Source organism: Leifsonia sp. NPDC056665 (assembly GCF_042791795.1).
In the GTDB taxonomy this organism is placed as follows: Bacteria; Actinomycetota; Actinomycetes; order Actinomycetales; family Microbacteriaceae; genus Leifsonia.
In genome coordinates this window covers 71,817-84,264 of sequence record NZ_JBHTXK010000012.1, presented here as the reverse complement: position 1 = coordinate 84,264, position 12,448 = coordinate 71,817, and the positions used below count along the sequence as shown (strand labels likewise).

The window sequence follows — 12,448 nt, the reverse complement described above, 5'->3', positions numbered from 1 at the left end:
GTGACAACGACGTGCCCCTCGGCGTCTGGTTGGCGGGTGGCGCGAGCTACTCCTGGCCGTACCGCTCGCCGACCGGCACCTCCACGCCGAGCGTGTTGCCCGCCTGCGCGAGCGGGCACGCCCAGGCCGGGTCGTAGGCGCAGGACGGGTTGTAGGCGAAGTTGAAGTCGAGGACGATCGTCGTCTCGTCGTCGTCGGCCGTCATCCCGAGGTCGGAGCCCTTGATCGTGTCGATCAGGTAGCGGCCGCCGCCGTACGTGCCGCCGCGGCGGCCGGCGAGGGCGTCCTTCACGGGGACGAAAAGGCCGCCGCCGTACGAGGACAGCTTCCAGACGTCGAGCGAGCCCGCCAACGGGACCCGCACCGTGCCGAGCAGCACGAACGGGACGACGCCGTCGGTGCCGGTCTCCACGTCCATCCGGGTCGCCTCCTCGGCGGGATGGATCGGCAGCTCGAAGCGCCAGTCCGGGTCGTACGGCGACACCGGGAGCCCCGTGAAGCGGTCGCGGTCCTCGTCCAGGAGCGGGGACGCCGGGTGCGACGAGAAGAGGTCGTTGCGGCAGGAGATCCAGTGCGCGTGGGCGGCGGCCGGGTCGGAGGCGGCGATCCGGCGCACCGACGCGTACAGCGCGAACACGCTGCGGCGCCAGTCCGCGGTCTGCACGGCGGTGGCGGCGCGGCCGCGACCGGGGGCGACCTCGGGGGCGGGCTCGGGGGTGATGGTGCTCATACTGCTGCCTCCGTCGTTGCTGGATCCGGTTCGGGCGTGGGTGGATCGTATGCCCAGGTGGGTGCGAGGCGCCGCAGGCGCAGCCCGCGCCACTGCCAGAACGCCCACAAGCCGTACCAGGCGAGCGGCGTCACGACGCCGGCACGCACGACCAGCCGGTCACGGTACAGGGTGCGGACCCGGCCGTCCTCCCCAGGCCCTGCAGGGTCCGGTGCGATGGCCATCCGGTGGTCGAGGTGCGGCATCGCCGACAGCACGCCCCCGACGCCGCCGCCGCTGTCGCGGAGGATGCGCGTCGCGCGCTCGCGCGGATCGGTCGAGCGCAGCGTGTCCAGGCGGATGGCCTGCGTCCCGACGGTGACGGCGCCGAGGGCGCGGACGCTCACCCGGTGCTCCGCCGCGTCCCACACGGTCGGGAAGCCCGCCGGCTCGTCCGACCGGAAGTCCACCCACGGCATAGCCACCTCACGGAAGGCCGTCGGGCTCTGCAGGGCGCGCCAGGCCGCGTCCGGGTCGCAGTCGAGGATGAGCTTCAGGAGGACTCTCACGCACCCCAGTGTCACGCATCCGCTGCGCCGGCGGCAGTCATTCTCGGCGCACTCCCGGACGCCCGACCCCCGCCCCACCCGCACGGCACCCGCTACGTGCCGGCGGCCTCCTCGGCCCGCGCCAGCAGCAGTGCCCGCTCCCGCTCGTTCCCGGTCATCGCCGCCGCCCGCCGGAACTCCTCCTCGGCCTCCGCGTTCCGGCCCAGCTTGAGCAGGAAGTCGGCCCGGACCGAGGGGAGGAGGTGGTACGACTCCAGCGCGCCGTCCAGCACGAGCCGGTCCACCACGTCGAGGCCGGCCTCCGGGCCGTACGCCATCGAGAGCGCGACCGCCCGGTTGAGCTCGACGACGGCGGACGGCTGGAGGGCGGCGAGCGCGCCGTAGAGCGCCACGATCTCCTCCCAGTCGGTGTCCTCCGGCGCGGGGGCGGTCGCGTGGCAGGCGGCGATCGCGGCCTGCAGCGCGTAGGGGCCGCGGCCCCTGGAGCCCACCAGCCGGTCCGCGCGAGCGAGTGCAACGACCCCGCGGCCGATCAGGATGCGGTCCCAGCGGGTGCGGTCCTGGTCCTGCAGCAGGATCGGCTCGCCGTCGGCGGTGGCGCGCGCGGGGAGGCGGGAGGCCTGGAACTCCATCAGCGCGACCAGACCGTGCACCTCCGGCTCGCGCGGGGTGAGCTCGGCGAGCACGCGGCCGAGGCGGAGGGCCTCCTGGCAGAGGTCGGGGCGCATCCAGTCGTCGCCCGCGGTGGCGGAGTAGCCCTCGTTGAAGATCAGGTAGACGACCTCCAGCACCGACGCCAGCCGCTCGGGGTACTCGGCGCGGTCGGGCACCTCGAACGGGACGTGCGCGGCGGTCAGCGTCCGCTTGGCGCGGACGATGCGCTGCGCGATGGTCGGGACGGGCACGAGGAAGGCCCGCGCGATCTCCTCCGTGGTGAGGCCGCCGAGCAGCTTGAGCGTCAGGGCGACCCGCGCGGGCGGCGCGAGCACGGGGTGGCAGGCGACGAACACCAGGCGCAGCAGGTCGTCCTGGATCTCCTCCTCCACGGCGGAGGCCGGGTCGTCGTCCTCCTCCTGCTCCAGGTCGCGGGCGAGGGCGGCGTACCGCTCGTCGAGGCGTTCGCGCCGGCGCCAGCCGTCGATCGCGCGGCGCTTGGCGACGGTGGTCAGCCAGGCGCCGGGATTGCGCGGGATGCCGGCCTCCGGCCACTGCTCGAGCGCGGCGACGAGCGCGTCCTGGGCGAGCTCCTCGGCGAGGCCGACGTCGCCCGTCCAGCGGGCGAGCCCGGCGACGAGCTTGCCGGACTCGATCCGCCAGACGGCCTCCACGGCGTCGGCTGCGGCCCGGTCGGCCGTCGTGCGCTCCCGTTCCACCACGGCCGCTCCTCCCGTGCTCACGTCCCCGCCGCCCCGGTCAGGATGCGGCGCACCTCGACTCTGCCACGACCGAGCGGGAGGCGTCGCGCCCATTCGACGGCTTCGGCGCGATCGGAGGTCTGCACGATCCACACGGCGGCCGGGCGCACCGGGGAGACCGGCTGCAGGTTCGCGTCGGTCCGTGGGCCGCCGAAGGTCAGCTCGACCTGCGTGCAGTCGTCATCCGCGAGGACCTCGCCCACCAGGAGCACCCCGGCGCGGATCAACTCGACCGTGTACCGCTGGATGGACTCCGCCGGCGCCGGGCCGTCCGTGCTGAGCGTGAGGAGGTAGCGCATCCGTGGTCCTTCCGTCGTGGCACAGGGCGAGGCACTCGTAGAGACGTCGAGCCGGAGGGGCGGGATTCGACACCGCAGCCGGGCGTCGCTGGGATGTCGGGCCCGCGATGTCCGACGTGTGCGCTACAACGGGAGCATGGCGATCCGCTACTGGCTGGGCGTGGTGCACCACGATCACGTGCTGCGCGGCGTGGCCGGCGGCTTCGCACAGGTCAACCACGGCGCCCGCGCGCCGCTGGAGCGGATGGGAGCCTCCGACGGGTTCGTGTTCTACTCGCCGCGCGAGTCCTTCGAGGGGGAGCCCCTCAAACAGTTCACGGCGGTCGGGAGGCTGGCCGACGCCGACGTCTTCCAGGCGACCCAGGGAGCGCAGATGCGCGGGCCGAACGGCGACTTCCTGCCCTGGCGGCGCCGCGTCGACTGGGACCACGACGCGGTCGCGACGCCGATCCGGCCGCTGCTGTCCTCCCTCGACTTCACGCGCGACAAGCGCGACTGGGGCTACCAGCTCCGCGCCGGCCTGATCGAGCTGACCCGGCACGACTTCGAGCTGATCCGCGACCAGCTGCGGCACGCCCCTGGCGAGCAGCGGCCCTCCTCCGCGCGCCGCGCCGACGGGTCGCGTCACCCGGCGCAACGCTCGACGACCACGTTCAGCGCCGGGCTACGCTGAAGCGGTGACCTCGCAGACCGACCCCTCGACCGTCCCCGCCGCCCACCGCCAGGCCAAGTACCAGGTGCGCTTCGACTGGGCAGCGGACGGGGCGGCCGCCATCGCAGCGGACGCCGATGTAGTTGTGTGGGTCGACGCGATCGAAGACCGGCCCGTCGGGGAGGCCGCCGCGCTCCCCGGGGCGGGCGCCGTCGTCGCCGCGGGACTTGCCGACGCCGCAGCGGTGGCGCAGTGGATCCTCGCCGAGCAGGTGCGCCTCGGCCGCCGCGCGATGGTGGCGCTCGTGGCCGCGGGCGGTTCCTCGGCCGGCGGGGGCACGCGCTTCGCGGTGGAGGACCTCCTCGCCGCCGGCGCGGTGGTGGACGCCCTCGCGGCGCTCGGGATCGACTACAGCTCGCCGGAGGCCGCAGCCGCCTGCGCCGCCTTCACCGGCCTGCGCGGCGCCGTCGCGCACCTGCTCACCGCGTCGGTCTCCGGCCAGGAGCGCATCGCCGCCGGCGCGGACGCCGCGGCGCTCGCCGCCTCCGGCCGGCTCGGCACGGTCTCCGAGGTCCGTGTGCTGCGAGCCGCCTGAGCGGTCGGCATGAACTCCCCTGCGCCGGAATGATCGCGCGCGAACGGGTGTTCAGTCGGTTCAGGAGGTTGCATCCATGAAAGCAATTCTTAATGACACCGTCATCGCCGAGGCCCCGACCGAGGACCTCATCCGCATCGAGGGCAACTGGTACTTCCCGCCGCAGAGCGTCAACTCCGAGCACCTGGTGGAGTCGGCGACTCCCTACACGTGCCCGTGGAAGGGCGACTGCCAGTATTTCTCCGTGAAGGACGGCGAGGCCGTGCTCCAGGACCGCGCGTGGAGCTATCCCACGCCGTACCCGAGCTCGTTCGACCGTGTCGGCAAGGACTACAGCAACTACGTCGCGTTCTGGAAGGACGTGCGCGTCGTCGACTGACGCACGATCACAGGCAGGGGCGGTCTGATCCGGGCCGCCCTTCGTCATGTCCGGTGTCCGCGCTTTGGGGGACTGTCCCTCGAAAACGGGGTACAGAAAGGCTTCCTACCGAACGGTATGTATCGGTAGAAAGGTAGTGCGAGAGAACCTCCCGGAACCCGAACCGGGAGGCGCGCGAGGGCTTCCCGAGCCCGTCCTCCGGCGCGCGTACCCGAGCTCTCGCGTACCCGAAACCCGATCGCCTTGCTTCGTCGTGTCCTTCAGCATGCCCGCACCACGTTCCGCAGCACCACCGATGGCCGCAGCAGGCCGCCCGCGCATCGCGCGGACCGTCGAGGAGCCTCCCCGTTCGCACCGCGGCCGAGGCTCCTCGCGGCGGTCGCCGCGGCCACGGTCCTCGCTCTCGTCGGCGGCGCTGTCGCGGCATCGCCCGCGCTCGCGGACACCGCGGCGCTGACGGTCGACAAGACGGTCGGAGACGGCCTCAAAGCCATCACCGTCACGCCGGGCGCCGAGTTCACCTACTCCGTCCAGGTCGGCTGCGACGACAACGACTGCGTGGACGCGAAGCTCACGGACGCGCTCCCTGCCGAGTTCGCCGGGTTCGCGATCCTGGACACCAGCGTCCAGCCGAGCTCCAAGCCCGCGACGAAGGCGCTCGCCGGCTGCACCGACACCGTGACGGCGTCGTGCGCGCTCAGCGTGGTGTTCCAGGAGCCGGTCTCCGGCGGCGTCGGGATCCCGGCGGGCGGGACCTACCTGTTCACGGTCACGCTCAAGGTCCCGCTGGGACTCACACCTCAGTCCCCTGCGGTGAACCACGCGGTCACCAACACGGCGGTCGGCACCTTCGCCGGCTCGGCGACGCCCGTGACGAGCAGCGCCGACGTCACCGTGGACGTGCCGACCTCGGTGGATGTCGCCGTCGGCAAGACCTGGACGCCGGCAAGCCAGCAGTACCTCCCCGGCGCCCAGTCGACGATCTCGCTCACCACCGGGAATGCCTCGAATGTCCCCGCGTCGACGCTGACGCTGCAGGATCCGGCGACCGCCGCCGACGCGGCGACCGCGCTCGACGCGGCGAACCCGTTCGCGCTCGTCGACTTCGCCGGGTTCGGCGGCGTGGTGCTGCCGCAGGGCGCCACCACCGTGCAGGTCGACGCCTACGTGAAGAACCCGTCGACCGGCGCGTGGGAGTGGCAGACCGGGCCTCCGGTCGCCCCGGCTTCGATCGCGCTCCCCGCGGGCGTGCAGAACGCCGACGTCGGCGGCCTCCGGTTCACTTTCGCAGGCGCGGACGGCGCCGCGCTGACCGCCGCGGGCGCGGCCGGCTCGGTCGGCGTACTGGTCGCGCAGCGCACCACGAACCGGCAGTCCGGCGCCGCGCTGGTCACCGGCGCGAGCGTGACCAACCGGGTCGCCGGGACGGTCGTGGTGCAGAACCAGGCTCCGGTCACCAAGACCGCCGCCGCCCCCTTCGCGGTCGGAGGCCTGACGGTCGCCGTCACGCCGGGCAAGCAGATCGCGCCAGCGCGCATCCCGGCCGGCACCACAGCCACCGCGACCGTGTCGGGCAAGAACTCCTCCAACGGCCCGCTCGACTCGCTCACCCTCTCCGACCTCGGCTACTTCACCGACACCCTCCGCTTCGGCGGCTTCGCGGCCGGCGTCTCGTACCCCTCCGGCGCGACCGGCGCGCAGGTGAGCTGGCACTTCTCCGACGGAACGACCCAGAGCGCTCCGTTCGCCGACGGAGCGACCCCGGTCGCGCCTGCGGCGCCGGCCGGCGCGCACCTGACCGGGCTCGAGCTCGCCTTCACCGGCGCTGTCGCCGCGGGCGCCGTCGCCACGGCCCAGTTCCTGATCGCGCCGACGGCGGACTTCGCCGCGGCGGGCGCGCCGGTGGACACCACGAACACGCTGACCGTCACCGGGGTCAACGCGGCAGGCTCCGCGAGCACGCAGGCCTCGGCTCCGCTCGCCGTCTTCCACCCCGACATCGAGCTGACGCTGAACAAGACGATCACACCGTCCGCCGCCGTCTCGCCCGGAGCGACGGTGACCGCGCAGCTCCCGGCCACCACGTCGAGCGACTCCGCATACGTGCGGCCGACCAGCATCGTGATCGAGGACGTCTGGCGTCCCGGCGTCGCGAACGACTTCTTCAACGGCTTCGACCCGATCGCCATCGCGCCGACGCAGGTGCTGAAGGGCTCCACCCTGCAGGTCGAGTACACGACCGACGGCAGCACCTGGACGACACTCGCCACGGTCGACGCGACGGCGGCGGCCCAGATCTACCGGGCGTCCAGTCTGGCCGCCGGCGTCACCGGGCTGCGGTTCACCTTCGCGGACGCGGCCGGCTTCGCCCAGGGCACCACGGTGCGCCCGTCGATCACCGGCCAGGCGCGGGCTGTCCTCCGCGACGGCAGCGGGGCCACCTCGGTCGCCGGGGGCGCGGCCTCCAGCTATGCGAACCATGCGGTGGCCGACACGCAGGGCGCGGTGGAGGGCGCCGTCGTCACCGGCGCTCAGGTGACCGCCGACGCGAACGGGAAGATCCAGTCCACCACGGGCGCCGGCTCCCTTGGGATCGCCAAGAAGTGGACGAAGACCGACCTGACCGGCGACGTGACCGACCTGCCGTCGCAGTCCGGCGACCAGGCCGGCACCGTGCTGAGCTGGGGCGTCACGGGGACCGGATACAGCTCGGTCACCCTCACCGATCCCGCGGGCGACCCCGCACATCCCGAGTCGACCGTGTTCCAGTCGTTCGACCTCGTGCGCGTGGCACCCATCTCGTTCAGCGCCGACCCCGCCCTGAAGTGGGACACGGTGAGCTCCGTCGAGCTGTTCCGCGGCGGCGCCTGGGTGACGGTGCCCGCGCCGTCCGGAGGGTGGAAGAACGGCTCCGGCTTCGTCGGCTACACGCTCCTCCCGGCCGAGGTCGCAGACACCACCGGCGTGCGGATCACGATCGTGCCCGACGACGCCGCCCGGGCGAACGCCGCCGATCCGACGGCGCCGCCCGCCGGCTCCGGCGTGGCGACGGTCGCGTTCGGCCAGTCGCGCCCGATCGGCCTGGTCTGGCAGCTCCGCAACGTGCAGCGTGTGCCCGCCGACCCGGCGCACCCGTGGGTGACCCAGGGCACCACCGGCTCGGTCGACAACGTCGCGCAGGCCGACGGTGTGCTGGGCGGCACTAGCGTGCCGCCGGTCACCGGCCACGACACCGTCGCCCTGATCGACCAGCCGCCGGCGGTCAGCCTGACCAAGACCGGTTCGCGCACGACCGTCGTCGTGCCGCACCTCGGCGATGTCGACCCGGCGGACTACCCGACGAACACTTTCACCCTCACGGCGCAGAACACGGCGACCTCCCGCGCCTCCTCCGTGCGTGTGACCGACCCGTCACCGTGCGACGCCGGAGCGGAGACCGCGTGCCTGTCCGCGCCCTCCGCCTGGGGAGCGGACCCGTTCGCCGGCGCCGTCTACTCCGACGGCAACGCGTTCGAGCGGCTCGACCTGACCCGGATCGCGTTCGCCGTCCCGGCCGGCCAGGTGGACTCCGACGCCTCGCTCGTGACGCTCTGGCACCGCGCGGCCGACGGCAGCACGTCGACCTCCGTCGTCTCGCTGAGAGCCGCCTCGGCGCTCACGGCCACCGACCTCGCCGACGTCGTGGGCGTCAGCGTGGTCTACCAGGGCGCCTCACCGCAGACCACGGGAGGCACGATCGCCTCCGGCCAGTCGCTCGTCATGACGCTCGACACCCGGGTGCGAGCGGTCGCGCGCAGCACCGGCGCCGCGGTCACGGCCTTCCGGATCGACAACCACGCCTTCGCCCAGGGCTACGACCCTGTGCTGTTCCCGACCGGCCAGGGCTCCCAGCCCTACGCGTCGTCCGACGCGTCGCTGAGCCTGACCACCGGCGCGCTCGGCGTGACGGCGGCCAAGTCCATCTCGCCGAGCACGCTGCTCGAGCGCGACCGCACCGCCCCGGTCACCGTCACGCTGACCGCGACCCCGGGGGCGGCCACGGCGGCGACCCATCAGGTGACGATCACCGACGACGACCCGGCGTTCTGGAACCGGTTCGCGCTGACAGGCCTGAGCGCGGGCGACGTCACCCTGCCAGCAGGCGCGGACCTGGTCAGGGTCGACGCGCAGACCGGCGGAGGCAGCACGTGGATCATGGGCACGCCGGCGGCGACGGCGAGCCTGCCGACCGCGGCCGCCGGCCAGGTGACCGGCCTCCGGTTCACCTTCCTCCGCGCCGACGGCGCCTTGCTCAGCCGCGCCGCGGTGCCGGCCGGGTTCACCGCGACCGTCGTGCTGCACGTGGCGCTGCTCGGGGTCGCCAGGGACGGCTCGGCCATCCCGTTCCCCGGGACGGTCAGCGACACCGTTCAGACGGCGAGCCACCGCACCGACGCGCCGGCCGTTTACGCCGATGCGACAGCCGAGGCCGCCGCGGGCATGACGCTCTCCCCTGGCACGGCCTCCCTCGATGTCTCGAAGGCTCCGCTCAACAATGTGCACACCGTCTCGGTCGGCGACACCGTGCCCTGGACGCTGACCTTCGCCGCCACCGGGACCGGCTACCTCGACGTGACCGGGCTGACCGACACGCTGCCGGCCGCCCTGGCCTGGGACGGCGAGGCGCCGGCCTTCTCGACCAGCGCGGGAGGCACGCTCTCGACGTCCCCGGCCGTGTCCTACGACGCCGCGACCGGACGGTTCGGCCTGACCTGGCCGGCCGGGGACGCGAGGATGTCGCCTGGCGAGCGGTTCACGGTCGTCCTCGGCCTCATCCTGAAGCCGGGACTCGCCGCGGGCGACCGGGCGACGAACCAGTTCGTGGTCTCGACCGCCCAGAGCCTCACCGCCTGCACCAACGGCTCCGGCAACGGGCAGGGGGTGCTGAGCGGCCTCCCCGCCACCCAGTGCGGGACGAGCAACTACGTGCAGCCGGTCACGGGGCCGTCGCTCTACACCACCAAGGGCGTGCAGGGCGACGTCGTCGGGCGCACCGTCTCCGGGGCGGTCAACCCGACTTCGCCCTCGAGTGCCTGCGCGGCGGACGCCAACGGTTACTACGCGGCCCCCTGTGCCGCGAACACCGTCGTCGGGGGCACCGACCAGTGGCGCCTCAACGCGCTCAACACCGGGACCGTCGACTACACGTCGCTGGTGTTCGTCGACCCGCTGCCGACCATCGGCGACCGCATGCTGGCCACAGGAGGCGCGCGCGGGTCCACCTTCCGTCCGGTCTTCGACGGCGCCGCCGGCGTGACCGTGCAGGATGTCCCCGCGGGGACCGCCGTGAGCTGGGAGGTCACCACGGAGCCGGGCGTCTGCCTCTCGGGGACTGCGACCGCGTGGCCGACCGACCCGACCTGCGCGGCCCATCCGGCCTCCTGGACGGCCTCGGGATCGTTCGCCGGCGACTGGGCCGATGTCACGGGCATCCGGGTGACGCTCGACTTCGCCGCGACGGCGAACGGAGCCCTGCGCGGCGGCGAGGGCGCGACCGTGCTCTACCGCACCGTCGACAGGCCAGCGACCGCCGCCGTCCCCGACGGCGCGCCGGTCTCGCTCCCGGCGTCGCCGGCCGCGGCCGTCGCCTGGAACCAGTTCGGCGCGACCGCAGCCCTCGTCGGCGGCGGGAGCGTGCGCCGGGCCCCGGTGAAGGCCGGGGTCACGATCGCGACCGGGCCGTTGCAGGTCGACAAGGTCGTGACGGGCGCCGCCGCCTCCGCGGCTCCCGACGAGTTCGGGGCGGACATCTCGTGCACGGTGGCGGGCGTCCCTGTCGACCTGGGAGCGGCCGCGCACACCGTGCTCGAACGGAGCTCGGGGTTCACCGCCCGGCTCGACGGCCTCCCGGTCGGCTCGGACTGCACGGTCGCCGAGTCAGGGGCGGCGGGCAGCTACGGCGAAGCGTCCCGCACGATCGCCAACGGCAGCGTGCACATCGCGGCGGGGGCCGTTCAGGGCGTGGTGCCCTCCGGCCAGGTCACGACGATCACGAACACGTTCGAGTACGGTCGCCTGGAGATCGGCAAGCGCGCGTCGGCCGCGGTCGTCGGACTGAACCAGCCCGTCACCTACACGGTCACCGTCACCAACATCGGCGCGCTCGACGCGACGGCGTTCGACGTGGTCGACACCCTCCCCGCCGGCGCGCAGTTCGTCTCCGCCGATCAGGGCGCGACCCTCGCCGCCGGGAAGGTCACCTGGAACGTCGCCGCGCTCGCGAAGGGCGCGAGCCTCGAGCTCCACGTCGTCGTGACCTACGCGACCTCGGGCTATCCGGTCAACGCGGTCACGGTGACCACGCCGCCGCTGGGCCCGTGGCAGCCGCCGGCGGTCGACGGACCGTGCACGTCCGACCCCGGGTCCGCGTGCGCGACGGTCTACGTCGACCCGCCCGTACCGGTCGCGCCCTCCGGCGACCTGGCCAGGACGGGCAGCGCGGGGGACTACCTCCTGGTCGCGTTCTGGGCCGCGGTGCTGACCCTCCTCGGCGCCGCCCTCGTCGCCCGCCGCCGGCGGGCCTGACCCGACGCCCGACGGATCCGGAGGAACCACTGACCGGACTCATCCCCGTGCAGAACACGCGGTAACCGGGTCAATGCAGGTTTGCCGACTACGCTTGTCGTGAACCGCACGACCTGGGAGCCGACCCTGAGCATCATCCTCGGATACGATCCGTCCACCCTGCGCGAGCGTGTCGACCTCCGTGCCGCCGATGAGCGGCTGGACGAGCTCGGCAGCCTGCGCAGCTTGAGCGCGCTCAACGAGAAGACCGTGCTGCTCCGGCTGCTCGGCCGGCTGGACGAGGCGTACACCCTCGCCAACGAGGCGGTGCGGCAGGCGCGCTTCACCGGCGACCGCGAGCAGCTCCTCGGCGCGCGCATCCGCCGCGGCCAGGTGCTGCAGTACCAGGGCAAGTTCGACGAGGCGATCGTGGAGCTGACCGGCTGCGTCGACGAGGCGCGCGGTCGCGACTGGACGGCGCTGGAGGCGTTCGCGGTGCAGAACCGCGGCAAGGTGCACTTCGACATGAAGGAGTACGAGAGCGCGCTCTCCGACATGACGGCCGCCGTGTTCCTGCGCGAGAAGCTCGGCGCCTCACCGACGGAGATCGAGGGCGCGCTCACGGCGGTGGCCGTGGTGCAGCGATTCCTGGAGGCGCAGCGCGCCGCCGCGGGCTCCGGCGAGGGCGACGCCGGCGGCGGAGACGGCGTCGGCTCTCCGGCGTAGGATTCCTCGCATGAGCCGACCTGGGAGCCGACGCTGATGGCAGAGCTGGATCGCGTGCGCCGCTGGGCCGAGGCGCTCATCACCCTGCATCTCGACCCGGCCACCTGGAGCTTCGACTTCGACAACGCGAAGACGCGCGCCGGGCTGTGCAACTACACCGCCAAGCGCATCACGGTCTCCCGGTACCTCGCAGCCCGCTACGAGGACGACGACATCCACCAGATCCTGCTGCACGAGGTCGCCCACGCGCTCGCGGGCTCCCGTGCTGGGCACGGGCCGCGCTGGCGGACGATCGCGCTCGACCTGGGCTACGAGGGCAAGCGGCTGCACGGCGGCGCGATCGCGGACGACCTGGCGCCGTGGGTGGGCACGTGCCCGCAGGGCCACACGCACTACCGCTACCGCAAGCCGGCGCGCGCGCTCGCGTGCGGGGCGTGCAGCCGGCGGTTCGACTCGGCGAACCTCATCTCCTGGGTGCACAGGGAGGTCTCGACCGCGCAGCGCCGCATGGCCGCCGCCGCCGCGACCGAAGCGGAGTGACGGGCGCACAGATTGACGGTG

General features: G+C 73.4%; 10 protein-coding genes. 6 read left to right on the top strand and 4 right to left on the bottom strand.

The annotated features are described in order from the left end of the window. Nucleotides 1–46: 46 nt before the first annotated feature. The 4 genes from ACFQ9V_RS12915 to ACFQ9V_RS12900 all read right to left on the bottom strand — a co-directional run bounded on the left by ACFQ9V_RS12915 (nt 47) and on the right by ACFQ9V_RS12900 (nt 2,992). On the bottom strand, nt 47–730 hold the full coding sequence (locus ACFQ9V_RS12915) for a DUF1684 domain-containing protein (RefSeq protein ID WP_382459535.1): 684 nt from the start codon (nt 728–730) through the stop codon (nt 47–49). Next, nucleotides 727–1,278, bottom strand: coding sequence for a hypothetical protein (locus tag ACFQ9V_RS12910; protein WP_382459534.1), 552 nt, complete (start codon nt 1,276–1,278; stop codon nt 727–729). Before ACFQ9V_RS12910 ends, ACFQ9V_RS12915 begins: the two co-directional genes overlap by 4 nt. A gap of 92 nt (nt 1,279–1,370) precedes the next feature. Beyond that, a complete protein-coding gene (locus tag ACFQ9V_RS12905) occupies nt 1,371–2,654 on the bottom strand; it encodes an RNA polymerase sigma factor (RefSeq protein ID WP_382459533.1) in 1,284 nt (427 codons plus the stop codon). Between the two features lie 17 nt (nt 2,655–2,671). After that, a complete protein-coding gene (locus tag ACFQ9V_RS12900; RefSeq protein WP_382459532.1) occupies nt 2,672–2,992 on the bottom strand; it encodes a hypothetical protein in 321 nt (106 codons plus the stop codon). Nucleotides 2,993–3,128: 136 nt separating this feature from the next. Here ACFQ9V_RS12900 and ACFQ9V_RS12895 point away from each other — a divergent pair, with 136 nt between their 5' ends. The 6 genes from ACFQ9V_RS12895 to ACFQ9V_RS12870 all read left to right on the top strand — a co-directional run bounded on the left by ACFQ9V_RS12895 (nt 3,129) and on the right by ACFQ9V_RS12870 (nt 12,427). Further along, complete coding sequence (locus ACFQ9V_RS12895) at nt 3,129–3,665, top strand: EVE domain-containing protein (protein WP_382459531.1); 537 nt, start codon at nt 3,129–3,131, stop codon at nt 3,663–3,665. A gap of 4 nt (nt 3,666–3,669) precedes the next feature. Further along, the gene (locus ACFQ9V_RS12890; protein WP_382459530.1) at nt 3,670–4,239 is read left to right on the top strand and encodes a hypothetical protein; all 570 of its coding nucleotides are present in this window, start codon (nt 3,670–3,672) and stop codon (nt 4,237–4,239) included. A 76-nt stretch (nt 4,240–4,315) separates the two neighbouring features. After that, nucleotides 4,316–4,618 (top strand): DUF427 domain-containing protein, encoded by a 303-nt coding sequence (locus tag ACFQ9V_RS12885; RefSeq protein ID WP_382459529.1) that lies wholly within the window; start codon nt 4,316–4,318, stop codon nt 4,616–4,618. A 243-nt stretch (nt 4,619–4,861) separates the two neighbouring features. After that, nucleotides 4,862–11,182 carry a DUF5979 domain-containing protein gene (locus ACFQ9V_RS12880; protein WP_382459528.1) on the top strand — a complete coding sequence of 2,107 codons (6,321 nt, stop codon included), beginning with the start codon at nt 4,862–4,864 and terminating at the stop codon, nt 11,180–11,182. A gap of 99 nt (nt 11,183–11,281) precedes the next feature. Beyond that, nucleotides 11,282–11,887 carry a hypothetical protein gene (locus ACFQ9V_RS12875; protein ID WP_382459527.1) on the top strand — a complete coding sequence of 202 codons (606 nt, stop codon included), beginning with the start codon at nt 11,282–11,284 and terminating at the stop codon, nt 11,885–11,887. Between the two features lie 36 nt (nt 11,888–11,923). Next, a complete protein-coding gene (locus tag ACFQ9V_RS12870) occupies nt 11,924–12,427 on the top strand; it encodes a SprT-like domain-containing protein (protein WP_382459526.1) in 504 nt (167 codons plus the stop codon). Nucleotides 12,428–12,448: the final 21 nt, after the last annotated feature.